This is a genomic window from Micromonospora foliorum (assembly GCF_022229015.1).
In the GTDB taxonomy this organism is placed as follows: Bacteria; Actinomycetota; Actinomycetes; order Mycobacteriales; family Micromonosporaceae; genus Micromonospora; species Micromonospora foliorum.
Window position 1 is genome coordinate 26,296 of the sequence record NZ_JAKKFF010000045.1, and the last position, 23,017, is coordinate 49,312.

Annotated in this window: 17 protein-coding genes and 3 pseudogenes; 12 read left to right on the forward strand and 8 right to left on the reverse strand. The window is 67.8% G+C overall.

Annotation, left to right across the window (positions count from 1 at the left end; translation table 11 throughout):
* Positions 1-358 precede the first annotated feature (358 nt).
* The 7 genes from PSH25_RS04275 (at position 359) to PSH25_RS04300 (ending at position 6,961) form a co-directional block, all read left to right on the forward strand.
* A complete protein-coding gene (locus PSH25_RS04275; protein WP_238657753.1) occupies positions 359-1,429 on the forward strand; it encodes a restriction endonuclease in 1,071 nt (356 codons plus the stop codon).
* A gap of 54 nt (positions 1,430-1,483) precedes the next feature.
* Positions 1,484-1,936, forward strand: a complete 453-nt coding sequence (locus PSH25_RS34150; RefSeq protein ID WP_372492711.1) for an NUDIX domain-containing protein — start codon at positions 1,484-1,486, stop codon at positions 1,934-1,936.
* A 216-nt stretch (positions 1,937-2,152) separates the two neighbouring features.
* Entirely contained in the window at positions 2,153-3,124 is a 972-nt protein-coding gene (locus PSH25_RS04280; RefSeq protein WP_238657754.1) for a nucleotidyltransferase domain-containing protein, read from the forward strand.
* A gap of 3 nt (positions 3,125-3,127) precedes the next feature.
* Positions 3,128-3,697, forward strand: a complete 570-nt coding sequence (locus tag PSH25_RS04285) for a hypothetical protein (protein ID WP_238657755.1) — start codon at positions 3,128-3,130, stop codon at positions 3,695-3,697.
* On the forward strand, positions 3,694-4,977 hold the full coding sequence (locus tag PSH25_RS04290) for a HesA/MoeB/ThiF family protein (RefSeq protein WP_238657756.1): 1,284 nt from the start codon (positions 3,694-3,696) through the stop codon (positions 4,975-4,977). Before PSH25_RS04285 ends, PSH25_RS04290 begins: the two co-directional genes overlap by 4 nt.
* Positions 4,974-5,486 carry a Mov34/MPN/PAD-1 family protein gene (locus tag PSH25_RS04295; protein WP_238657757.1) on the forward strand — a complete coding sequence of 171 codons (513 nt, stop codon included), beginning with the start codon at positions 4,974-4,976 and terminating at the stop codon, positions 5,484-5,486. Before PSH25_RS04290 ends, PSH25_RS04295 begins: the two co-directional genes overlap by 4 nt.
* Positions 5,487-5,578: 92 nt before the next feature.
* Complete coding sequence (locus tag PSH25_RS04300) at positions 5,579-6,961, forward strand: SAVED domain-containing protein (protein WP_238657758.1); 1,383 nt, start codon at positions 5,579-5,581, stop codon at positions 6,959-6,961.
* A gap of 1,449 nt (positions 6,962-8,410) precedes the next feature.
* Here the strand turns inward: PSH25_RS04300 and PSH25_RS33555 are convergent.
* A complete protein-coding gene (locus tag PSH25_RS33555; protein WP_274526974.1) occupies positions 8,411-8,545 on the reverse strand; it encodes a hypothetical protein in 135 nt (44 codons plus the stop codon).
* Between the two features lie 440 nt (positions 8,546-8,985).
* Here PSH25_RS33555 and PSH25_RS04305 point away from each other — a divergent pair, with 440 nt between their 5' ends.
* Entirely contained in the window at positions 8,986-9,279 is a 294-nt protein-coding gene (locus PSH25_RS04305; protein ID WP_238657759.1) for an NIPSNAP family protein, read from the forward strand.
* 14 nt (positions 9,280-9,293) lie between these two features.
* On the opposite strand, the gene PSH25_RS04310 is transcribed toward PSH25_RS04305, so the two are convergent.
* Positions 9,294-10,136 (reverse strand): aminotransferase class IV, encoded by an 843-nt coding sequence (locus PSH25_RS04310; RefSeq protein ID WP_238657760.1) that lies wholly within the window; start codon positions 10,134-10,136, stop codon positions 9,294-9,296.
* Positions 10,137-10,315: 179 nt separating this feature from the next.
* Between PSH25_RS04310 and PSH25_RS04315 the strand changes: the two genes are divergently transcribed.
* The gene (locus PSH25_RS04315) at positions 10,316-11,383 is read left to right on the forward strand and encodes a DUF1611 domain-containing protein (RefSeq protein WP_238657761.1); all 1,068 of its coding nucleotides are present in this window, start codon (positions 10,316-10,318) and stop codon (positions 11,381-11,383) included.
* 4 nt (positions 11,384-11,387) lie between these two features.
* On the opposite strand, the gene PSH25_RS33880 is transcribed toward PSH25_RS04315, so the two are convergent.
* Complete coding sequence (locus tag PSH25_RS33880; protein WP_238657762.1) at positions 11,388-14,957, reverse strand: nSTAND1 domain-containing NTPase; 3,570 nt, start codon at positions 14,955-14,957, stop codon at positions 11,388-11,390.
* A gap of 193 nt (positions 14,958-15,150) precedes the next feature.
* Positions 15,151-15,924 carry a gamma-glutamyl-gamma-aminobutyrate hydrolase family protein gene (locus PSH25_RS04325; RefSeq protein WP_238657763.1) on the reverse strand — a complete coding sequence of 258 codons (774 nt, stop codon included), beginning with the start codon at positions 15,922-15,924 and terminating at the stop codon, positions 15,151-15,153.
* Between the two features lie 283 nt (positions 15,925-16,207).
* Between PSH25_RS04325 and PSH25_RS04330 the strand changes: the two genes are divergently transcribed.
* The gene (locus PSH25_RS04330) at positions 16,208-17,503 is read left to right on the forward strand and encodes a nucleoside monophosphate kinase (RefSeq protein WP_238657764.1); all 1,296 of its coding nucleotides are present in this window, start codon (positions 16,208-16,210) and stop codon (positions 17,501-17,503) included.
* An 85-nt stretch (positions 17,504-17,588) separates the two neighbouring features.
* Here PSH25_RS04330 and PSH25_RS04335 read toward each other — a convergent pair.
* The 4 genes and pseudogenes from PSH25_RS04335 to PSH25_RS04350 form a co-directional block, all read right to left on the reverse strand.
* Positions 17,589-17,777 (reverse strand): annotated as a pseudogene (locus PSH25_RS04335) (integrase core domain-containing protein); the annotation flags it as partial.
* Positions 17,778-17,787: 10 nt separating this feature from the next.
* Entirely contained in the window at positions 17,788-18,858 is a 1,071-nt protein-coding gene (locus PSH25_RS04340) for an IS110 family RNA-guided transposase (RefSeq protein ID WP_238657765.1), read from the reverse strand.
* Positions 18,859-19,073: 215 nt separating this feature from the next.
* Positions 19,074-19,904 (reverse strand): annotated as a pseudogene (locus tag PSH25_RS04345) (IS481 family transposase); the annotation flags it as partial.
* 194 nt (positions 19,905-20,098) lie between these two features.
* Positions 20,099-20,345, reverse strand: a pseudogene (locus PSH25_RS04350) (transposase family protein); the annotation flags it as partial.
* A gap of 358 nt (positions 20,346-20,703) precedes the next feature.
* Between PSH25_RS04350 and PSH25_RS04355 the strand changes: the two are divergent.
* Together PSH25_RS04355 and PSH25_RS04360 are read left to right on the forward strand one after the other, a co-directional pair.
* Positions 20,704-21,258 (forward strand): hypothetical protein, encoded by a 555-nt coding sequence (locus tag PSH25_RS04355; RefSeq protein ID WP_238657767.1) that lies wholly within the window; start codon positions 20,704-20,706, stop codon positions 21,256-21,258.
* A gap of 959 nt (positions 21,259-22,217) precedes the next feature.
* Positions 22,218-22,823 carry a pyridoxamine 5'-phosphate oxidase family protein gene (locus PSH25_RS04360; protein WP_238657768.1) on the forward strand — a complete coding sequence of 202 codons (606 nt, stop codon included), beginning with the start codon at positions 22,218-22,220 and terminating at the stop codon, positions 22,821-22,823.
* The last annotated feature ends 194 nt before the right edge of the window (positions 22,824-23,017 follow it).

The window sequence follows — 23,017 nt, forward strand, 5'->3', positions numbered from 1 at the left end:
GGGTGGGCTACCCTCGGCGGCGGCCTCGGCCGGGACCAGTCGTCCCTTGGAAGGTCCGCCAAGTGGCCACCCTTCTACTGTCGCCACACCCCCAGTCTGGCCGTTGGCATCCACGTCTGACATCAGCCGTTGTGGCCAAGGCCGGACGTCGGTGTCACGGTCCGCAGGCCCAGCGCGGACCTCGTGGCCGTCGGCGGAGGTTGCGACTCCGGCCGGGAGCGCGCCCTACAGCGAGGGCTCAGGCGAAGCCAGGTCGCTCTTCACGCCGTGCTGGGCGACCTCGCCCCGCCGTCCCGGCGAACGTCGCTTTTGCGGCAGGCGGTCGACGTGCGACAACCGAGGTAGGAGGATGCACCGCATGGCGAATGCGTGGGTGATTCGGTCCGGGCGGCATGGTGAGCGTGACCAGTGGGCTCTGGTCAACGGGTTCTCAGGCGGCGGATGGCGCGAGGTCCCCGACCTGAGCCACTGCGCGAGCCGTGAGGACGTTGCGAAGGTCGTTGAGGCAACGTGGCCGGGCGCGTCGGTGGGCAAGCGGCACAACTTTACCGGGCAGCTGTGGGCCCTGCGGTCCCGCATCCGTCCCAAGGATCTACTGGTCATGCCGCTGAAGACGACGAAGCAGATCGCCCTCGGACGCGTGACCGGCGGCTACCACTATCGCGCCGACGAGGGGGAGGCCGACCGCCGGCATGTCGTCACCGTCGACTGGCAACGCATCGACTTGCCACGCGCTGCGGTCAAGCAGGATCTGCTGTTCACCCTCGGCAGTGCCATGTCCATCTTCGCGCCGAGCAAGAACAACGCCACCGCTCGGCTGGAGCACTTGCTTACGTACGGCACCGATCCCGGCAACGCCGCGTTGAGTGGCACCACGCCGAAGACCGCCGCGACTAGCCAGGCCAGCGATACCGCCGCGCAGACGGACGTCGACGAGCCGGAGCTGGCGGCCGACATCGAGCAGGTCGCCCTCGATCAGATCACCGCCCGCATCGCAGAGGAGTTTGCTGGCCACGATCTGGCGACGCTCGTCACCGCGATCCTCACCGCAGAAGGCTTCCACTGCACACTGGCACCCCCCGGTCCGGACGGCGGCATCGACATCACTGCCGGACGCGGCCCGCTTGGTCTCGACAGCCCCCGCCTGCTCGCCCAGGTCAAGTCCGGCTCGCAGATCGGGTCACCCATCGTCGCGCAGCTCCACGGAGTTATGACGACGCACGGCGCCGAGCAGGGCCTGCTCGTCGCCTGGGGCGGCCTGACGAAGCCAGCCCGCGACACCCTGAAGAACCAGCACCTGCGGGTGAGGGTGTGGGAGGCAGCTGACGTGGTCGATGCCGTGCTGCGTACGTATGACCGGCTGCCGGAAGAGATCCGCGCCCAGGTACCGCTGCGCAGGGTATGGATGCTTTCGGACGCTGGCTTCTGACCTGGACCGCCTGATCGCAAGAGCAGACGCTGCCGCCCGATCTCGGTCGTCGCGATGGCAGACAGAACCGCTGACGGCGATCGTGTCCTGCTCGGTCTTCGACAGGGGACGGGGTATGCCGACGGTCGACGGGTGCTGCCGAGCGGCAAACTCGAAGCCGGTGAGGGCGTGGTCACCGCAGTCGTGCGCGAGACGTCGGAGGAGATCGGCGCGTGGCTGGACCGCGGCATGGTGCGACTCGCCGCCATGGATCATCACCGCGGCTGGGCTGGCCAGGGTCGCGTGGGGCTGGTCTTCGCCGCTGTGTACGAGCCCGCACGCTACGGCCAGCCGGTCAACGCCGAACCGCACAAGTGCGCGGAGATCGAATGCTATCGGCCTCCCGCTTGCCAACGAATACGTACGCATCACCGGAGCTGCCGTCGCGGCGTGGTGAGATGGGGCTGCTCCTCAGTGGCTGGCTGTAGTGGCGACGCCCGAGCGCGTAGAGGGCGTCGTCGGGGTTAGGGGCAGTGGGTGGCCTCGCCGGGTGAGGTGCACCGAGCCCGGATCTCCGCCGATGGAAGCGTGATCCCGGACTGGATGTCGTACCCCGGCGATACGGTCAGCATCTTCGACGCGAAGTCGGGAATGGACGGCCCGCCAGCGAGGTTGGTGACCGTGGGTTACGTGCGAGTCCGGCGGTCGCCCACCGATGCGATGGTTTGACCGTATAGGAGAGAGATGGGCGTAGACGAGGCGTTTGGCGAGTTCCAGAAGACCGTGGACGCCGAGCGGATGCAGGTGGTGTTGGCCCGCGCTCGGCGTGACACCTTCAAGGAGGCGTTCGAGGCCGAGAGTGACGTCGCGGAGGTGTTCGGGTCGGGTTCGCTGCGACGCAGCACGCAGCTCAAGCCGATCCACGACGTGGACCTGGTGGTCGTGTACGTGGAGGACGACCACCCGGATTGGGGCCAGCCCGGCGACTCGGCCGAGGAGGCCCTGGACTATACGCGGGGGCGGGTCAACGCGTTGCTGGGGGCGACCAACGGCACCATCGACAAGTTGGTTCGGCTGGCCCGCTGGCGCAACCACGCGGTGAAGTGCTTCATCGACGACCCGGACGACCCGGAGGCATTCACCGTCGACACGATGCCGGCGCTTCGACAGGTCGACGGCACGCTGCTGATCCCGGAGGCGCTGTCGCAGACGTGGGTGACCGCGGACCCGGAGGACCTCATCCGGCGCGTGGCCAGCCATCAGGCGGATTGGGCGTACTTCCGGCCGATCGTGCGCGTCCTCAAGGACTGGCGACGATCCGTGAAGGTCGAGGGCAAGATCAAGTCACTGCTGATCGAGGTCCTAGCTCTCGAATGCCTGCCCCGCTCTGGGAGCCGGGCTGAGGCGTTGCGGGCCTTCTTCACGTCCGCCGCGGTGCGGGTGAACACGTCGATCGAGGACCCGGCGGGCCACTGCGGCCTGATCCAGCCCGACCTGGACAAGATCGGCCTGCGGACCGCGCTGGAGGAGGCGTCGGAGATCGCCACGCGCGCGTGCGAACATGCGGCGGCTGGCGACACGGACGACGCGCTCCGGGCCTGGCAGGAGATCTTCGGCGATGGCTTCCCGGCACCGTCGAAAAAAGAGGTCAGCCCGGTCGTGACCGGACCCGCGTTGATCGTTCCTCGGCCGATCAAGGACGCCCCGCAGGGCTGACCGATGACATCTGACGATGGCGACGCGGTGACGTGGTGGCAGTGCGAGCCGCGTCGACTTGCCCGTGACAAGGCCGAGATCGGCGAATTGTTCCCCGGATTGCAGTGGGTTGACGGGGGCGCGGGCGGATGGGTTGGGCGGCTGCCTCGGTGGCCGTTCGACCGGCCGGAGCCCGCCGGCCTGCCGGTGCTGGTTGGCGAGGAGGGTCTGGAGGCCCTTCTCGTGTACGGGCACGCCTACCCGATGGTCGCGCCGTTGATCTATCCAGGAGATCCGAGACCGGGGATCGCCCAGCGCACGGACCACAAGTGGCACGTCAACGGCAACGGCAGCCTGTGTCTGCTGCAGGACGATGCCACCTGGAACGGCCACGGGTCCGTGCTGGACCTGCTGCTGAAAGCGGCTGGCTGGCGGGTGGAGTACGCGCTGATGAAGGCTGGTGTGATCGAGGCAATGACCTTGCACGGCATCGTCGACGACGCGCAGTCCGATCACCTGGTCGCGGTCGCGGCCAAGGCCATCAAGGCTTTCGGTGATCAACAGGCAGAGCGTGAACTGGATGTCGCCACGTGAACCGGCTACTGGTCATGGTCCCGCGCGAGGGCGTTGACCGACTGCGTGCCGCAGGCAGCCACGGAAGTGCGACCTTCAGGGTCTCCGACGCCGAGAACGTCGGCTTCCTGTGCGCGATCTCCGTGAAGGAGGGGCTGACCCTCCCCGTAGGAATGACGCCGCGAACGCATTTCCTGAACTCCGGCGAAGCTCGCCAAGGGGGCTTCTGGTACCGAGCCACAGCGGACCTCCACGTCCATGGGGTGGCCGCGGGACACCGCCAGAGCGCGCTGACCGTCGCGTACTTCGCCGAGCAAATACGCTCCGGGTTCAAGAACCCGGGCCGCAGCGACTACATCGCGTTGACGTATGCGCCCGACGTGGAAGCCGACTATCCCGGTGCTGGGATCATCGAGTTCGCGGCCTGGCGCGTTGCCGCCGACGGCGTTGAGCCCTTGGACGTGGCCTGCGAACCGCAGGTCGTCGGCCACGCGCAACTCGCCCCGCAGTGGCCGGTCGACAGCCTGGCTGCGGCAACGGTAACCGTGGTCGGGGCCGGCAGCATCGGCGGCGCTACGGTGCACGCCCTCGCTGATTACGGTGTAGGCCGGCTGGTGCTCGTCGACCCTGACCGCCTGCTCTGGCACAACCTCGTGCGTCACGTCAGCGGCCCGGCACAGGTCGGCAAGATGAAGGTCTTCGCCCTCCGTGACGACCTCGAACGAATGCGGCCCGGCACGAGCGTCGAGCCGCACGCCCTCGACGTCATCCGTGACGCCGACAAGGTCCGGCCGCTCCTGGCCCGCAGCGACCTCGTCGTGTGCACCGCCGATGGCGTTGCCCCGCGCCGGGTCGTCAGCCACTTAGGCCGCCGCGCCGGGCTGGACGCCGTACTCGCCTGCGTGCTGGAGGACGGCGGCATCGGCGAGATCCTGCGACTACGGCCGTGGCCGGACCGGGGATGCCTGGTCTGCCAACGGCAGGCACTCTCCGACGCCGGAGCCATCGACCCCGAACCCGCCCTGGACGCCGGCTACGGCACCGGCACCCGCCACCGACCCATGACCGCAGTCGGGTCCGACCTTCACCTGGTCGGCCAACTCGCCGCCAAGGCCACCGTCGCTACGCTGCTGGAACGTGCGGGCCACCCGGACCAGCGGCTGCCCGGTGACCACGGGCTGCTCGCGCTCCGCCCGAAACCCGGCTGGCCGCCGCCGTTCGACCTGGCACGCGCCGGAGAACTGCGCTGGCTGGACGCTCGCCCGCCTGTACCCGGTTGCCCGACCTGCGAGGAACCGTGACCGTCGAGTCGCCGGTCCAGCGCGTCCATCTCACGCCTGCCGCCCACACCGTCTTCAGCCGAGAATGCGGTCGCTCCCTGGACGGCAACGAGACCGGAGGCATCCTGCTCGGCCACCTCCACGAGGGCGTGGCGGAAGTCCGGGTCGCCGGCGATCCCGGGCCGACGGCAGTACGGCAGCCCGACTTCTTCCTCCGCGATCTAGGACACGCTCGGCAGCTCGCTCACGACGCCTTCACCCGGGACGGCAGCATCTGGATCGGCGAATGGCACACCCACCTCGCCGCAGCCCCAGTCCCCAGCGAACGCGATCTCGCCACGTACGCACGGCTGCTCGCCGACCCCGATCTCGGCTTCGAGGCCATCGTTTCGATCATCGCCGTCGCGAACCCAGGGTGGGATCGGCCGGCGGCGTACGCCTGGACCTGCTTCGGCGACCAAGCGGTCGCCGTCCCCCTGATCCTTTCCACCGACGAATACTGCCCAACCGCAACGGAGGAACACCGATGAACGGGCCACGTCCTGCCGCTGGCTCGCGGTCCCGGGTCGGAAACTTGCGATCCGGGTTCCACTACCAGGACCTCATCGCGTGGTCGGCGGCGATGCGCGTCATCCAGCCCCGCAGCCCGTACAGCCAACTGGAGATCGAATCCAATGGTGCCGGCAACGTGGACGACGTCATCCTCCGCGCCAACGCCGACCGGCACCGGTACGCGCAGGTGAAGTGGGCAGCCCAGACTGCCGACCTCATCAACGACGCCTACCTGACCGTCCCGCCGAGCAAGACGGGCAAGGCGCTGCTGACCAAGTTCCACGCGAGTTGGAAACTGTTGCGCCACCGTGACGACGCCCCGCCGATCATGGAACTGACCACCAACCGGGCGCTCGACCCTGCTGACCCGCTGCTGAGCCTCGTCGACGGGCGCACCGACTGCCTCAACCCGTTAGCCCGCCTCGCAGATCCCGCCTCCGACGCGGGCCGCCGCATCGACGACTGGGCGAAACTTCTGAAGTGCGACCGCGACGAGGTTCTCGCCATGCTCGACGCTCTCTTCTTCAAGGTTGGCCTGACCGTGAGCAGCGAGGAAGACCGGGCACGGACCCTCATGCTCGCCAACGGTCTGCTCTCCGACAAGGACGCCCTTGACCGCGGAGTCGGCCTCGTCGCCGAATGGGTACGCGAAGGCAGGAGAGTCCTCAGCCCCGAGGACATCCGCACGGAGATGGAGCGAGTGAGTCTGCACGCCGACGATCCCCGCGCCGTACTCCTCGTGCAGGCGATCAAACACGACCCGCATCCGGATGACGCCACCGTCGTCCTCGACTGGGTCGATCTGTACGAGGGCGACACAGCACCCCTGCGACGCCGACCCCGTGATCCGGCGGACTGGGCGACCATGAGCGACGAGATCGACCAAGCCGTCGAGACCATCGCTCTGCAGGGCCCCAAGGACATCGTGCTGCGCGGCTACATGCGTCAGGCGACCTTTTTCACCGTCGGGGCCCGCTTCGCCCAAGTCACCGGCACCACCATCACCTACCTACAGAACGGTGCCGCCTGGGCCTCGAACGCCAAGCACGTTCCGGTCCTCGCGCCCAGCAACATCACCACCACCATCGGCGCGGGCAAGGACCTTGCCGTGGCCATCGGCATGAGCGCCGACCCGACCACCGCGGTGACCCGCTACATCACCGACGCGAACCTCCCGATCGGCAGAATCCTCACGCTCCTGCCCGCCGACGGTGCCCACGACCAATCCGTCGCCGGCCCCGGCGAGGCCGTCTCCTATGCCCAAGCCCTGCGTAGCGCCATCCGGCAAGAACTCGAACGCGACCCTGCCACCCGCGTTCACCTCTTCCTCGCCGGACCAGGCGGCCTCGCATTGCTGCTCGGGCACCGCTGGAACAGGGTTGCCCCGACAGCCGTCTATGAAGATCTGGGCGCCGGCCACGGCTACGTTCCTGCGTTCGAGGTTGATGCTTAACTGGCGGTCGGCGGTGTCGGCTTCGCCCTGTCCTTCGCAGGCAGCAACACCTACGACGCCGACAGCAACCGGCTCCTACGCCGCGACGCCACCGGCCGCACCCTCTACCTGCCCGGCGTGGAGGTCCGCTGGAACGGCGCAGCCCCTACCGCAACTCGCCGCGTACGCCGGGCTGCAGAACTTACGACCGACCCCCGACACCAGCGAGCGTGCCGTGCGGCGGGGCTCGACCCGGGTGAACCGACCCGCGACACGGCTCATCAGGCCCTCGAACATCGCTGCCATCGTTCCGCATCTACGCTGTGACCTGCGGCCGCCGTTTGGTCATTCGTTGTCTTCACAGACCCGATGATCTTCGGTGGCCACGCTCGTGCCTAAATCGGCAAGATCACGTTCACAGCCGGAGCGTGTGGGCTCCGCCCGAAGGGGAGAGTTCTGATGAGCCGCTATTCCATGGACGAGCGCGAGTGAGCAACTGGCCTACCCGATCACCAACGGATCGGCCGGTCTCAACTTTCCTGAAGTGCACGTGTGGCCCTCGCCCAATGTGATCGCAGCCCTGCGCGGTGCTCGAGACGCTCTTGAGCTGTGCCGGGCCGGGTTGCCCGCTACGCCGTGAGTCGGGATAGCGGATGTCGGCCATGGGAAATTCGCGGCAACACACTCTTTTCGGCTATGCGCGCGCACCGCGTCGAGTCGTGGAGGCGCGTCTGGCTGAGAGGGCTCGTGATAAAGACGGGTCCCGAACGCCTGCCTCGGGACCCGTCAAGGTGGGCTGATCTTCAGCTGAGCGGATGGCGCCGATAAGGCGTATCCCACGTCGGGCATCGGTCCGTGGCGGTCCACCGACACGAACTCCTTGCCCGGGGTAGGCGAGTCGCGACGGGCGGGCGCACGCTGTTTCCTGGTGACGGCACGTCCCCGATGGTGGGGGAGCGGGGCGCGGTGGGACCCAGCACTGTCATGTATGCCGGCCCCCCGTTTACCCCCCGAAAACCCCCGTCTGCCGTTGACAATCAGTGACAAGAAGCGGCCAGCGTTTGATCGTGTCTGTGCAGCTCAACGCCTATTTTTGACAATCAATGACAAGCTCGATTTCGTTACGGGTGGTAACAAGGGGTCGTCGGTTCGAATCCGGCCGTCCCGACACGCAAGAGCCCTGACCAGCGGAAACGCTGGTCAGGGCTTGGAGTTTGTCTATGGGGTTTTGAACCGCCCCGAAACCTCATTTACGGGGGTCGGCAACCACGTTTGTCATCCATGCGCTGCAGTTCATGGCTTGTCACGCTCACGCCCGTACCGTGCAGGTCCGTGCCGGGAACCCTGTCCCCTGTGCACCACTGAGCGGCCCTGCCGCAGCTCTACGCCGCAGCTGCAGGTGAGAATCCGACGATCGTTCAGCCCTCAACTTCATCGCCGCATTCGGGCAATTGAGCGATGCTGCCAGCGTCAGCGCCCGGTGGGCACGATGTTTGAGGAACGGCCGCTCTGCTCGTCGCGCTTCAGGCGCTTCGCAGTCTGCTTCTCCTTGATCGTCTTACCCTTCTTCTTGACGTTCGCCTTGGTCGTCGAGTCCTTGGACATGATCGAACCTCCTGGAGCAGGTCGGTGAACGTGCAGCGTGTTACTCGCCTGATCGCGGCCTGCAGGTGACGGATGACCCGCGCGGCGTGCGCGGGATCTTCACTGCACGCCAACTCTACGCTGTTCCAGCTCTTGCCGATGTTTGGAAGTGCATCGCCGGCGGTGGGGCAATGGTTCGTGTCGCTCACCGACTCGTACCCCCCATGCCGGCGGTACGGTCCGCGCAGGGATCGAGCACACCCCTGTCCAGGGTGAAATGCTTCAAGATCATGCGCGACGACCGCAGCGCCGCCCGGACATTGGCCAACGCCGCTTCCGGAATCGCCAACCTCCACAGCGTCATCCTCGCCGACTGACCGCCGAGCCGGAATCGGGGACGTTGGGGACGGCGTATCGTCAGGGCTCGCGGGTGTCGAGGTGTGCCGAGGTGGCGGTGGGACGTGACGACGCAATTGCGGATCTACACCGTCCGGCCGGGGCGGCTCGACGCGTGGGTGGCGGCTTGGCGGACGCTCGTCGTGCCACTGCGCCGGCGCTTCGGCTTCGAGATCTCGGGGTCCTGGGTCGATGTCGAGCGTCAGCAGCACATCTGGCTCGTGTCGCACCCCGGTCCGCAGTCGTTCGAGGAGGCCAACGTCGATTACTGGCGCTCGCCGGAGCGTGTCGCGATGGGCCTGGACCCCCAGGATTACCTGCTGAGCGAGGAGATCCGCACGGTCGACCCGGTGCTGTGACGGCGGGCGGCCCGTCAGATCTCGGGATAGCCGATCAACCGTCTGGCCTCGCCCAGGAGCGGGGATCGCGTCAGCGGACGCCCGTCGATTTCGGTGGCGGCCAGGATCCCGCTCAGTGACCCGGTCAGCCACACGCCGTCCGCGTGCACCAACTCGTCGGGGGTCACCAGGGCCTCGTCGGTGCCCAAGCCGAGTGCGGCCGCCTGCCCGATGAGCGCGCCCGATGTGGTGCCGGCGATGATGCCCGACCAGTCCGGCACGGTGAACATGGTCGAGGACCGGATCCAGACCAGGTTGAAGCTGGGGCACTCCAGCGCGTAGCCATCGGAACTGAGCCAGAGCATTTCCTGAGCGCCCCGGCTGGCGGCCCACCGCTGGCTGGCGGTGTGCACGGCGTACGACAGGGACTTCACGCCGCCCAACAGCCACGGGGCCTTCGCGCGTTCGCGGACCGGGAACCCGACGGTGCCCGTGACGAGACGAAGGCCGCGCTTCCGGTTGACCGACGTCCAGGGCGGCACGGGCTCCACGGTGGTGAAGATGGTGGGCCGGCCAGTGCCGGCTCGCCCCCGGGTGCACACCAGGCGTTGGACCGCCTCGACATCGCGGGGCCAGGCCGCCGCGACGTCGAGGACGAAGGTGCGCAGCGCGTCCAGCTCCGGTAGCGGCAGCGCCAGGCTGAGCGCCGATCGGGACATCCGGTTCAGGTGGGCGGGTAGCAGTACGGGCTCGCCAGCAGCCAGGAGCCACGCCTCGAACGCCCCGTCGCCACGCAGCAGCCCCGGGTCGTCGGCATGGACGATCGGCGCGGCCGGCTCGACCAGGCCGATGCCGAAAACTGCCACAAGCCGGTCCATTGCCGACCACTCCTTCGCCACTGCCAGGAGTGTGCGTACAGCCCTGACATGCCCTCGATCGGAGCGCCGCCGCCGCCGAGTGCGCCGCTCGGCCGCATTGCCGCTGGCCTATGCTATGACAGGCCCCAGCCACTTCGCGCTCAGCAAATTGGTGACTGATGGAAGCACCCACTGGGAACATGGAAGCGACTTCCTCCGCTCTGGATCCCGTTGCCGTCTGGACCGATGGTCGGCTGGGTCTGCCTGGCACCAAGACGGCGTCCGGCCTGATCCTGACCGGCACGCGGTGGACGGTCGCCTGCGTGGTGGACGCACGCCACGCCGGCGCCGATGCCGGCGTGGTCCTCGGCGTCGGGCCGCTTGGCGTGCCCGTGGTGCCGGATCTCGCCGCCGCTTCGCGAGCCGGTGCCCGTAGCGTGGTGATCGGCGTCAACTCGATGGACGCGCACACGGTCGTCCCCGCCCGGCTGAAGGCCGTGGCCGTCGACGTGGTCCGGCACGGGCTCAACGTCATCTGCAGCACACACGCCCGGCTGAACGACGATCCGGACCTGGTCGCCTTGGCCACTGCGGCCGGTGTCGAATTGGTCGACGTGCGGGGCGACGGCCCCCGGGAAACGCTCTCGGCCGACCTGTCGGTTGACGCGACGGTGCTGCTGACGACCGGCACCGACTGCGCCGTCGGAAAGATGACGACGGCCCTCGCGGTACACCGCGAGGCGCTCTCCCGGGGCATGCGTAGCGCCGTTTTGGCGACCGGGCAGATCGCGGCCATGTGTGGCGCGGACGCGGTGGTGCAGGTCGACCGCATCTTCGCGGACTTCATCACCGGCTCCGTGCAGCGTGCCGTCCACCGCCTGGCCGACGCGGGGCACGAACTGGTTGTCGTCGAGGGGCAGGCGGCGACGCTGCACCGCGTCTACGGTGGCAACTCGGTCAACCTCCTCTATGGAGCGGCGCCAGACGCGATCATCATGTGCCACGACACCGATCGTCAGGTCCGGGCGATGTTCCCCGGGCTGCCGGTCCCGCCGGTGACCGACGAACTCCAGACGATCGCGGACCTTTGTCGCCGAGTCGGCATTGCCGCCACGCTGGCCGGGTTCTCGGTCTTCGGTGGCAGCCCGTTCCACGAGGGGGATCGCTATCCCGTGCCGGTGGTCGACACCCGGGCCTCCGGTGCCGCCGCCATCCTGCTGGACTCCGTCCTGCGGCTGACTCGGCACACCGAGCGCGACCGACGATGAGGGGTCACTGCTGCCCGGGCGATTCGTCCGGCAGAGAGAGCATGTGCGACTGACGTTCGCCCGCGGACAGATTTCGGAACACCCGGTGCCGGGCTCGGCTCCGAAGGTCGTCAATGTCGGGCTGAACCGGCCAGAGTCGGGCCGACTTGTCCAGCGAGGCGGTGAGCAGCGTCTGCCCGTCGGCCGACCAGGCGACCGACGTCACCCGATCCACGTGTACGCCGACCACCCGCGGCTCCGCGTCGTCCAGCGCGCTCCAGACCCGGACGGTGCGGTCGTAGGAGCCGGTGGCGATCTGGTCGCCGGACGGCGACCAGGCGACCGTTCGTACCCGCCCTTCGTGGCCTTCCAGGGTCCGGATGTGCCGGCCGGTGCGGGGTGCCCAAATCCGGGAGGTCCAGTCCGCGGAGCAGGTGACGACGAACTGTTCGTCCGGCGACCAGGCCACGCCGTCCACCCAGTTGTGGTGGCCGCGAAGGACGGCGAGTTCCTCGCCGGTGGAGCTGTCCCAGACCCGGGCGGTACGGTCGTCCGAGGTCGTGGCGATCATCCGCCCACTCGGCGACCAGGCGACGCGGACCACCCAGTCGCTGTGGCCGCGCAGTTGCAGCAGTCGACGGCCGGTCGTGGCGTTCCAGATCGAGGCCGTGCCGTCCCGGCAGGCCGTGGCGATCCGCGTGTTGTCCGGAGCCCACATGAGGCCCTCGCAGATCGTCTCTTCGTCCAGCCGGCGGTATGGCTGGAGGCTGTCCGGGCGCCACAGTTGCACCGAGCCGTCGTTCGAGCACGAGCCGAGGCGCTGCCCGTCGGGTGCCCACGCCACCCCCCAGACGGTGCCGGCGTGCCCGGTGAAGGTGCTGCCGACCCCGGACGCCACGTTCCAGACCCGGACCGACCCGTCGTCCGAGGCGGTCGCGACCCGGGACCCGTCCGCGGCCCACGCCGCCGCGCGGACCCCGCCGGTGTGCCCGGTGAACGCCTGTCGTTCGGCGCCGCGGGGCAGTATCGACCAGACCCGCGCGGTGTGATCGCTGGAGGCCGAGGCGAGCGCGGTGCCGTCGGGTGACCAGGCCACGCCCCACACGGCGTCCTCGTGACCGCGCAGCGCGGCGACCTCCCGGGCGTCGCTGACGTCCCAGATCCGTACGGTGCGGTCGCTGGAGGCGGAGGCCAGCGACCGTCCGTCGGGTGACCAGGACACGTCCCAGACGAAATCGGTGTGCCCACGGATCAGCAGCAGTTGACGGCCGTCGGTGACATCCCAGATCCGGATCGTCTGGTCGCCCGAGGCCGTGGCGAGCCGTCGCCCGTCCGGGCACCACGACAGGCCCTCGATGAAGTCGGTGTGCCCCCGCAGCACGGTCTGCTGCTCACCGGTGGCGAAGTCCCACACGACGGCGGTGCGGTCGTGCGACGTTGAGGCGAGCAGCGTGCCGTCCGGTGACCAGGCGAGACCGTAGACGTCGCCGGTGTGCCCGCGCAGGGTCGCCGTGTGGTCGCCGGTGTCCGTCCGCCACACGTGGATGTGGTGGTCCTGTGCGCCTGCGGCGACGTGCTCGCCGTCCGGCGACCAGGCCATGCCACGGATCAGGTCGTCGGCGCCGTAGAGGGTCGGCGGCGGGTCGTCCGCGCCCACCCGCCACAACTTGACCGTACGGTCCCGGGAACCGCTCGCGACGCGGCGCGAGTCGGGTGCCCAGGCGATGGCCTCCACCATGGCGTCGTGACCGGTGAACTCGGCGATCGTCCGGCCGGAGTCGGGGTCCCACACGCGGATGGAGTTGTCCCGGGAGCCGGTGGCGATCAGGCGGCCGTCCGGGGACCAGGCGATCGACCGTACGGTGTCGGTGTGCCCGGAGAGCACCCGTCGCAGGTGGCTGAAGGCGAGCGCGGACATGAGGGCGCGTTCGATCAGCGGCGTGATGGGCGCCTCGGCGATCGCCGCGATGGAAAGCAGGATCGACAGCTCCGGGAACCGTTCGGCATTGGCGAGGACGTACCGGCCGATGTTCTCCGACACGCGACGCAGGAAGGCCAGGTCCCGGCGCTTCGACTGCTCGATCAGGGCCCGGACCACCTCGCTCGCCTGGCCGAGTGCCTCCAGGCCGGTGAGCCACTGCTCGGCCAGCACCAGCCGCTGCCCGGTCAGGAGGTAGTCGTCGCTGCGCCCGGAGTGCTGCCAGTCGGCGGCCCACCGCTCCAACTCGGAGCGCCGACGGAGGTGCTCGGCGCGCGTCTCGACCTCCTGCCGCAGCGGCGCCCAGAGTCGGAACAGCGACTCGTGCGCCACCTCCACGACCGGTTCGCCGTCCTGGACCTTGCTGACCAGCAGCCTCGCGTCGACGAAAGCGGCGACGATACGGCGCTGCTCGGAGCTCAGCTCCCGAAGAGCTACCGGTCGTTTGGTCGCCTCGCTCGAGTCGAGCGAGACGAACCGCAGCAGGGTCGTCAGGATCGGGGCGATGCCGCCTTCCCCGCGTAGCTCGGTGACGACCTGGTCGGCCTGCCGGGTGAGTGCGCCACCGACCCCGCCGGTGGCGAGGTAGGCCTTCAGGCTCACCGCGGCTCCGGGCCGGACCTCGAAGAAGAGCTCCTGCAACAGGTACGCCAACAGCGGCAGCGCGTCGGTCGTGCCGACGTCGGCGATGATCCGGTTGACGACCAACGGCTCGAACGTCATGCCGGCGATCCGGGCCGGCTCCTCGATGATGGCAGTGAGGTACTCCGTCTTGATGGCACCGATCGCGACGGGGTTCTGAAACAGCGCCGCCATGTCGCTGTCGAGGAACTGCGCGAGGTATTCGATGCGCATGCTGGCGATCACCGACAACCGGGAGTCGGCGGCCAACAGGCGCTCGACGATCTCGAGGAACAGGTGCCGATCGCTCTCGCCGGAGAGCGTGAACAGCTCCTCCAACTGGTCGATCACCAAGAGCACGTGGCCGAACCGGCGTCCCATTCCTCGGCGGATCTCGGCGACGTAGTTCGCCGCGCTGACCGGGTTTTCGCGTATCGCCCGGACAATGACCGGTATGGCGACCGGCTCCGGGAGCGCCTCGGTGATGGCCTTGGCCAGATTCGTCACCGGTGCGCTGCCCGGATTGATCGTGGGCAGGTTGATCCACCGCCGGGTCTTGAGCGTCGGAACGACACCTGCCTGCACGAGCGAGGACTTCCCGCCGCCGGACGCGCCAACCACCACCAGCAGCCGCTCCCGAGGGTCCGCCGAAGCGGCGAGCATCCGCCGGACGATGTCCGAGATCTGCTGGTCCCGACCGAAGAAGACGGCCGAGTCCTCCTCCCGGAAGGGCTCCAACCCCGGGTACGGCGGCCGGCGCGGGTCCCAGTCGGAGCGTTTCGCCTTGGGATTCGCCGCCACGTGGAGAACGACCTGCCCGACGACGAGGAGAACCACGATCACGACGAACGCCGGAATCGCCACAGACTGCAGGACCCGCAAATAGGTGGGCGGTTCGCTCAGGTTCGTCAGATAGTTGCCGATCAGACCGAGCAGGCTCGTGGCCAGAATCAGCGCGACATTGAGATACAGCGCGAGTGCACGTTGTCTCTTCACGCCGACTCCGAGTCCAACAGGACGTGCCCCAGAGGCGAACCCCGTGCCGCCGTCGTCAGTGCACCGGGAGCCGAGAATGCGTACGCCTCGCTCATGGTATCGCTTCGATGTGCCAGCGGCGCAAGGCGACATGTGTCGCCAAGCCGTCCTGGGCGCCCTGGCCGACACGGCACCCGGTGGGCGGCAGACCGTGTCAGCGAGCGGTCCCGCCGTTGTGTCGGATCCGGCAGCGCCGGCCAAACTCGGCCAGGAGAGCCAGGTCCAGCGGGCTGCGGGCGGTGTGCTGTTCGAAGTGCCATTGAACGCCGAGCACGAACCGGTGTGGCCGGTCGACGGCGATGGCTTCGATCACGCCGTCGGGCGCGACCGCTTCGATGCCGACGCTGGTCGGCAGCCGGTCGACGATCTGCGAGTGTTGGGAGTTGACCATGAACTCCGCGTCGGGCGGCTGGCCGAGCAGATTGGCGAGGTGGCCGTCGGGGATGAGGGTGACCGGGTGGGCCGGGCCCCACCGGTCGTCGTTCTCATCGGGTAGCCGACGGTGGCTACCGGTGGGATCGGTCTCGCGCAGCAGCCCGCCGCTGTGCACGGCGATCTCCTGCATCCCCCGGCAGCTGCCCAGCACCGGTAGGTCGGGCAGGTGGGCCGCGGCGGCGAGCAGCGCGCCGGCGACGGCATCGCGCGCAGGGTCGTAGGCGCGGTCCGGCTGGATCGGTGTGGTGGTGTCGAAACTGGCCGGGTGCAGGAAGGACGGACCACCGGGCAGTACGAGGCCGTCGAGGACCGACAGGATGGCGCCGGCATTGTCCGGCTCGGTGGCCGGGATCAGAACGGCGGCAACGTCGGCATGCCGAGCGAGTTGACGTACGACCGTCCTGTTGACGTGTGAGTAGGTGGTGCCGGTGGCGCTCTGACTGCTACAGGCAAGCACGCCGACGACGGGTGCGCTACCTGTTGGTGATCTCACGTGGTCAGCCTCTCGCCCTGACGCGACAAACGGCGGTGACCACGCGGCGGCGGGCGGTTCACTGCCATCGATGACCCCTCTATCCTCGAGGCGACGGGAGCAGATGGGAATACAGATGCGATCATCGCAATCCCGGAAAGGACCAGGTCCGCAGCGGCTGGCGGCGGACATTCTCCACGGCGACTCGGAACTACACGCGCAGAAGGAAGCGACGAAGGATCACGGGGCGTGGACCATCGCTCGGCGGGCTGTCCTGTTCGACGACTACAGCGCAATCCGACTCATGAATCAGATCCCGTATCCGGACGGGTTTCAACTCAGAGCCCGGCTGCGCGCCGGAGGCGACGACATCATCGTCTGTCGGCCACGGCCACCAGCGGGATTCGACGAGTACTACTCAGGGCGCCTCGGGCTGGGTGATCCGGTCTGGTTGCATCCCGACTCCGCGACCGACCTGTGTTCGGCGGCGTGGAGCGACAGCCGTATATCGGCGGCCCTGGTCGAGGCCGCTCGCGGCGGCGCTTATCTGCATCCTTACCACGCGTCCGAGGCGGCGTGGCAGCTCGCTGATCGCCTGTCCCGTGCCGCCCATGTGTCGGTGCCAGTGCTCGGGCCGCCGGCCCGCTTGTGTCAGTTGGCGAATGACAAGTCCTGGTTCCTCAGTACGGTCGCGGACCTGCTCGGCGCCGAGGCCATCCCCCGGCTGCGGGTGACGCGCCGCCTCGCCGACGTCCCGGCCGCAATCGAGGAGATCTCCCGACACTCGCCCAAACTCGCCGTACGGATACCGGATTCCGCCGGCGGTCTGGGCATGCGCGTCTTCGCCACTGACGTCCTGCGTCGACTCGATTGGCAGGCCCTCATTGCCTGGGCCGCTGACGTCTACCGCGATCTCGGTCTCCAAGATGACTCGGCCGTGCTGGTGACCAGCTGGGAGGAGACAATCGCCGCACCGAGCATCGAGGTGACGATAGCGCCGGGGGAGGGGGCGGCACCGATCTGCGGCCGGGTCATCGATCAGATCTTCACCGACGCCGACCGGTCCCAGTTCGGCGGCGGCGTCGCCGGCGCGCTTCCGCCCGAGATCGTGCGCCGCCTGCGCTCCCACGCTTCGACGATCGCGGTGCTCCTGCAAGCACTGGGATATCTCGGACGTCTGTCGTTCGACTTCATCGTCACCGGCCGGTCCTTCGCGGACGCGGACGTTCGGGTCGTCGACTGCAATGCCAGGTGGAGCGGCGGCTCGGTGCTGGGAGCCATGTTGGACCGCCTCTTTCCCAACAGATCACGGCCGTACGCCTTCGGCGCCCTGCGGCATCCGCAGCTGCGTTCGATTCCGTTCGACGTCCTGATCGATCGTCTGGAAGGCAGGCTCTGGAATCCGTCCACCGGGCGTGGTGATCTGCTCGTGCACAACGTCGGTCATCTCGCGGCGTCCGGGCGCGCCGACATCGTGGTGCTCGCGGACAGCGCCGAAACGGCCCGGCACCGCCTGGCAGACCTGTCCCGCTCGGTGGCGGACGGCACCGCCGCGCTGTTGCTCGCAGAAGACGCTGAAGCTGGCCCGGCTACCTCTTGAGCAGTTCGATGAGCACGTTGTCGGCCTGCGCCAGGATCGGCGGGCCGTACACCGGGGTGGCCAGGGCCCGCCGGCAGTGGTCGAGCTAGGTGTGCTGTCCAGGGACGTTGGTCAACCTGGTGATGGGTGGTAGGCCGCCGGTGGCGGTGTGGGGTCGGTGGTGATTGTAGTGATGTAGGAAGGCCGGCAAGGCTTTCCTTCGGGCTTGTTCGCAGCTGTAGAACCGGGCGATGGCCCAGCCGTCGGTCAGGGTCCGGTGGAACCGTTCGATGCTCCTATGTTCGTCAAGTCGTTGTGCGGGTCAGTGCGGCATAAATCTCGCGGGCTAAGTAGCGCTTCAAGCATCGGATGATCTCTCGCTTGCTGAGTCCTTCGCTGGTGCGACGTGCAAGATATGCCTTGGTCGGAGCGTGCCGGCGAAGTCGCGTGATGATGATCATGTAGAGAGCTCGGTTCGCTTCGCGGTCGCCTCCTCGGCTGAGACGGTGCCGTCCGGTGGTCCGGCCGCTGCTGGCTGGCTGCGGCGCGACACCGCAAAGGCGGGCGAAGGCAGCTTCGTGCTTGAGTCGCTCGGGGTTGTCTCCTGCGGTTACTAGCATCTGTCCGGCGCTGTCGGGACCCACTCCAGGCAGGGCCAGCAGCTGAGGCGCTGCCTGCTCGACCAGGGCGACGAGTTGCTTGTCCAGGGCCTTGATCTGCTGGTCCAGAGCAGTCCATCGTTGAGCCAGTTCACGTAAGGCTGTCTTTGCTCCCGCCAGGAGCAGGTGCTGTGGTGCCGCGACGAGTTGGACCAAGTCACTGGCCTCCGGACGTAGGCTGGCGCAGCGTTTGATCAGGTTCCGGCCGCTGAGGGTGCGTAGCTGTTCGCGGAGGGGGTCCGGAGCGGTGACAATGATCGCCTGAAGGGCGTTCATGGATTGAGTGCGAGCTTTGATCGCGGTGCTTCGCGTGATCCGCAGCATGCGGATCACCTCAACGGCTCCATCCTGAGTTTTCGGCTGTGCAGTGGCGACTTCGGATAGCACGCTGCGAGCGGCTTGCTCGGCATCGAGTTCGTCGTTCTTGCCCGCGAGGTGTCGTGCCTGCCGGTTGGGCCGGTTGACGTCGATCACCTTGATGCCTCGGCGGCGCAGAAGACGCGCCAGGCCGGCCCCGTAACTGCCTGGGCCCTCGACACCTGCAACGCGGACCTGCCCTTGTCCGACAGCCCAGTCTAAAAGCTCGAGTTGGCCCTGTTCGGTGGCGACGAACTCGCGATGGTCGAGCAGGCGTCCGTGCGCGTCAATCGTCGCTGCGTGATGTGTGTGCTTGTGCGTGTCGACGCCGAGGATGACATCGACTGAACTGGTCGTCATGCTGGTCGTGCTCCCGTCGTCGACCGGTGGCGGAGAGACGACATCCCGGCCGGGTGGGCGGACAAGCCTGTGACGGGGCTCTGCCAAGCTCCTATCAGGTCACGCGCCACCCGGTCGGTATGCCAGCGGGGCCGCGTCCCAGCCGGTCGACAAATCGAACGAAAGACACCGAGGGTCAGACTTTGCCTGGGTCAGACCGGCAGGACGCGGCACCGGCGTCGATACTCACAGACCTTGCCGTTGGTCTGTGGCCGGTAGGGGCGGGTCTTCTTCGGCCTGATCCCCAGCTCGGCGCAGGCGTCACGCCAGGCATGCGACTTGTAGGCCGAGCCGTTGTCGGACAGGACGCGTTCGACTGTGACGCCGCGGGCGGCGAACCAGCCAACCGCGTTGCGTAACACCTCGATAGCCGTCGTGGCTTTCTCGTCGTCACGGATCTCGGCGTAGGCGACCCGGGAGTGATCATCGATGACGGTGTGCACGAACGCGGTACCTATCTGAGGTTCGTAGACGCTGTTGCGTGCCCCGGTGCGCCCAGCGGTGGCCTGGCGGTTGCGCTTGCCTTGCTGGCGGCCGACGAAACGCCAGCCGCCGCCGTCGGGAATGTTGCCGTACTTGGTGACATCCACGTGCAGCATCGCGCCCGGATGCGGGTGCTCATAGCGGCGGACCGGTTCCCCGGTGATCCGGTCGATGTGTGACAGCCGATGCAACCGGCAGCGGGTCAGCACCGCGTGCACGGTTGAGGCCGGCATGCCCAGCAGCCCGCCGATCTGCACGGGTCCGAGGCGTTGTTTCCACCGCAAGTGCACGATCTTGCGCACCAGCGGACGCGGAGTCCGCGCCGGACTCCGGTGCGGCCGCGACGCACGGTCCTGCATGCCCTCGACGCCCTGCTGCCGATATCGCTGAGCCCACCGGTCCGCAGTGCGCCAGGACACCTCGAAAGGACGCGCCGCCGCAGCGACCGACCAACGCTCATCCACGATCAGACGCGCCAGGCGCAGACGCGCGCGAGGAGTCAAAGCAGCGTTAGCGTGGGACATGAAGGCCTCCTGGTTGGCGGAGCGGTTCCTCGACAGCTCCACTCCACAACCGGAGGCCTTCACCTACCTACGACATCAAACCGTGTCGTCACACAACCTCAACCAACCTCCCTGGACAGCACAGCTAGGCCATGTGTCATAAGGGCTCTTCGAAGTTAAGCGGGGTTGAGGTGCCCGCGGTGGCGGCGGAGAGTCGTCGGGCAGTACCAGCGTCGTTTACACCACCGCAGCCTCACCGGCCGACCCGCGACCGGCAGATCCCGTGGCCGGGTCGTGGCCCACTGCGTCACCCGCACCGCCCACTGACCGCACTCAGGACAGCATCGTGTCTGCTCACAACCGGTGGACAGATTCACCACTGGGACGCCCACGGCGTCCAGTTCGAACTTCACGGCGACCAGGCCCCGCCAGGCCCAGCAGCCGAGTCGTATCGTCGACCATGCCCGCAGCTGTTTGCCTGGGACTATCCGACCTAGACACTCAAATGATCACGATGGGCCACAGAGCTTTTCACACTCGGGTCGGCTTAGGCCACGAATCCTGCTCTACTTCGACGAGCTGACAATTGACCCCATCGCCGATAGTGGAATTCACGATATTCTGGCGACGACCGTTGAGATGGTATGGGGGATATGGGGTGAACGAGGAAGAGGCCCAGGAGAGTACTCCACCTGGCAGCTCAGATGGTGTCTTCGACAAAGACGCGTCGCCCCCGGCCATAGGAGGTAGCGAAGGGCGGCAGCCCCGCTCTCCGTCGCGGCTGTGGGAAGCCGTGGCCGGAGTCTCTACCGCTGCCGGGGTGATCGTGGCGCTCGCCGTCGGCCTGCCGAGTCTTTTGTCGGACAAGTCTGCCGAGTCCGACCGCCTCCCGGCGTCCGCGCCCCCGGCGTCGCCCTCGGCGCCTGCGCCGTCGCCCAGCCCTCCACCGCCTGTCATGATCCTCACGCCAACGTCAACAGATGGCGCAACCGTGAAGTGTGTGAAAGACGCCTGCGCCGTCGAGGTGCGCGGCAAGACGCGCGCTGCGACTGGGCTGCATTCGTATGTGCTGATCGCGCGCGAATGCTGCCCCGGAGACACGCCGCAGTACTACGTCCAGTGGGATTCCACGAAAGAGGTCCCCGGTGGAGACTGGGTCGCTCTGGCCTACGTCCAAAAGCCGCCCGTCAACGCTACGTTCCAGATCAAGGCGATTCTCACGACCTCCGCCGTCCGGCCGACGCCCGGCGCCGATGACCTCATCGTCTGGTCCGACGACATGGCGAAAGCCGTCGGACTCGTCGCGGAGACGCCGACGGTCACCGTGAAAGTCGCGGGCATCGTCCAGGCGACCGCGTTCTGCGACTGCTCGTAGCGAAAGTTACGTGCTCGATCCGGCCGACGCCCACGGCTTCCGCAACCCGGAGAATCAGCGCCTACACACCCGCACCGAGATCAACCACCGCCACCGCGGACACCTCAACCCCGCTTAACTTCGAAGAGCCGTCACAAGTGCCGCTCGAGGCGTCGGAGCCAGACGTCGACCATGCTGATGCTGGCAGCAACCTCGTATCGCACCGCGAGCTTGTCGTAGCGGGTTGCCAGGGCGCGGTGTTGCTCGAGTGTCTTGGTCGATAACCCATCTACCGGAGACCTCGCCGCGTATCGATCACCGACACGTGAGGCTGCTGCTCAACCCCGCGACCCGTCACTCCCGCCAACTTTGGAAACACGGCCTAGCTGGGGGCCAGAGACGCCCGGCTGCCCGCTGCAGCGCATCTACGCCCGCCTCTACCCGGCCTACTTCGGCCAGCAGACGCTGTGCGAACTCGGTGAACGGCTCGACTGGCGGTGGCGCGACCTCTGGCGGGACACCGACGCGATCGGGGCACCTGTCTTCGGCCGCCACCGCGAGGCGCCGTTTCCCTGCGCGACCGAGGCGGTCGAGGCGGTCGAGGCGGTCGATGTCCGGCTGCGCGATCCCCGCGCCATGACCATCGATCCGGCGGACACCGTGCCACCACCGGTCGAACGTCACTTGCCGTACCACACCCAACCAACCTCAATACCCGGCCGCCGTGCGGGAGCTCCTCAACCGCCAAGTAGCCGACGACGGCAACCACGACGATCCGTCAGAAGGGGTGGCCGATGCCCGCCGTGACGTCTCGTCCGCCACCGCCTGGCGAGCGTCGTCGGTGCCTCGGGCGGGCTGCGACGTGGATGGTTCCACCGCCAGGACTCCTGCGAGCGTCGTTCGTCCGGCCGTGCCGTCCGAGTGTGTCCGCAAAACCGAGAAAGAAAACAAGACACAAGGTGTCAGGTTTTGGGTCGAGCATGGGTTTGCTGGCCGGCGTCGATGGTGCGACGTGCGCCGAGAATTCGGATAGATACAAACAGATAAGGACCTTCGTGCGAGAAACTTCGGAAGACCTCACAGAGCTTCAGGCTCTCCTCGATGCCTCCCTGTCGCGTTCCACCTCGCACCTCCGCTCGATCATCAGCACCGAGCGCACCCTGACCGCGCAGCAGCTCACCCACGTCCTCGGCGGCATGTGCACCCTCGCCCTGTCCACCGTGACGGCGAAGGGAGAGCCACGGATCAGCGGTGTGGACGGGCATTTCCTGCACGGCAGGTGGCTCTTCGGCACGGCGCGCGGCTCGGCCAAGGCGCGCCATCTCTCGGCGCGGCCCGCCGTGAGCGCCGCGCACATGCGCGGTGAGGATCTGGGCGTGTTCACGCACGGCAGGGCCGAGATCCTCAACCCACAGGACGGCGAGCCAGCCGAGGACTGGCCGGACCTGCTGGCGTACCTCAAGGACTTCTACGGCGAAGACCCCTTCGACTGGGACAACGACGTTGTCTACTACCGACTGCAACCGCACTGGATGGCCGCCTACGCGCCGGACATCGCGAAGCTTCCTGGGCTGTCCCAGTCCTGATCCGGCGGCAGCGGCCGGATCAGGACCAGCCACGTCCTGAGAGATCGGTGAGGCATCCGCGCAGGTCCCTAAACGGTGACCTGCGGTGAAGCGCGTGTTCGGTTCGTTCGGCAGGGCAGGGGCTGCACGCCCGTGCCCTGCCTCGTGTGCGAGAGGGTGGACGAAGGTTGACTGAAATCGGATCGGGTGTCGCC

Coding starts and splice junctions, on each gene's coding strand:
- PSH25_RS04275 (WP_238657753.1), top strand. CDS start 359: ATGGCGAATGCGTGGGTGATTCGGTCCGGGCGGCATGGTGAGCGTGAC.
- PSH25_RS34150 (WP_372492711.1), top strand. CDS start 1,484: ATGGCAGACAGAACCGCTGACGGCGATCGTGTCCTGCTCGGTCTTCGA.
- PSH25_RS04280 (WP_238657754.1), top strand. CDS start 2,153: ATGGGCGTAGACGAGGCGTTTGGCGAGTTCCAGAAGACCGTGGACGCC.
- PSH25_RS04285 (WP_238657755.1), top strand. CDS start 3,128: ATGACATCTGACGATGGCGACGCGGTGACGTGGTGGCAGTGCGAGCCG.
- PSH25_RS04300 (WP_238657758.1), top strand. CDS start 5,579: ATGCGCGTCATCCAGCCCCGCAGCCCGTACAGCCAACTGGAGATCGAA.
- PSH25_RS33555 (WP_274526974.1), bottom strand. CDS start 8,545: ATGTCCAAGGACTCGACGACCAAGGCGAACGTCAAGAAGAAGGGTAAG.
- PSH25_RS04310 (WP_238657760.1), bottom strand. CDS start 10,136: ATGGACCGGCTTGTGGCAGTTTTCGGCATCGGCCTGGTCGAGCCGGCC.
- PSH25_RS04315 (WP_238657761.1), top strand. CDS start 10,316: ATGGAAGCGACTTCCTCCGCTCTGGATCCCGTTGCCGTCTGGACCGAT.
- PSH25_RS04330 (WP_238657764.1), top strand. CDS start 16,208: ATGAATCAGATCCCGTATCCGGACGGGTTTCAACTCAGAGCCCGGCTG.
- PSH25_RS04340 (WP_238657765.1), bottom strand. CDS start 18,858: ATGACGACCAGTTCAGTCGATGTCATCCTCGGCGTCGACACGCACAAG.
- PSH25_RS04360 (WP_238657768.1), top strand. CDS start 22,218: ATGGGTTTGCTGGCCGGCGTCGATGGTGCGACGTGCGCCGAGAATTCG.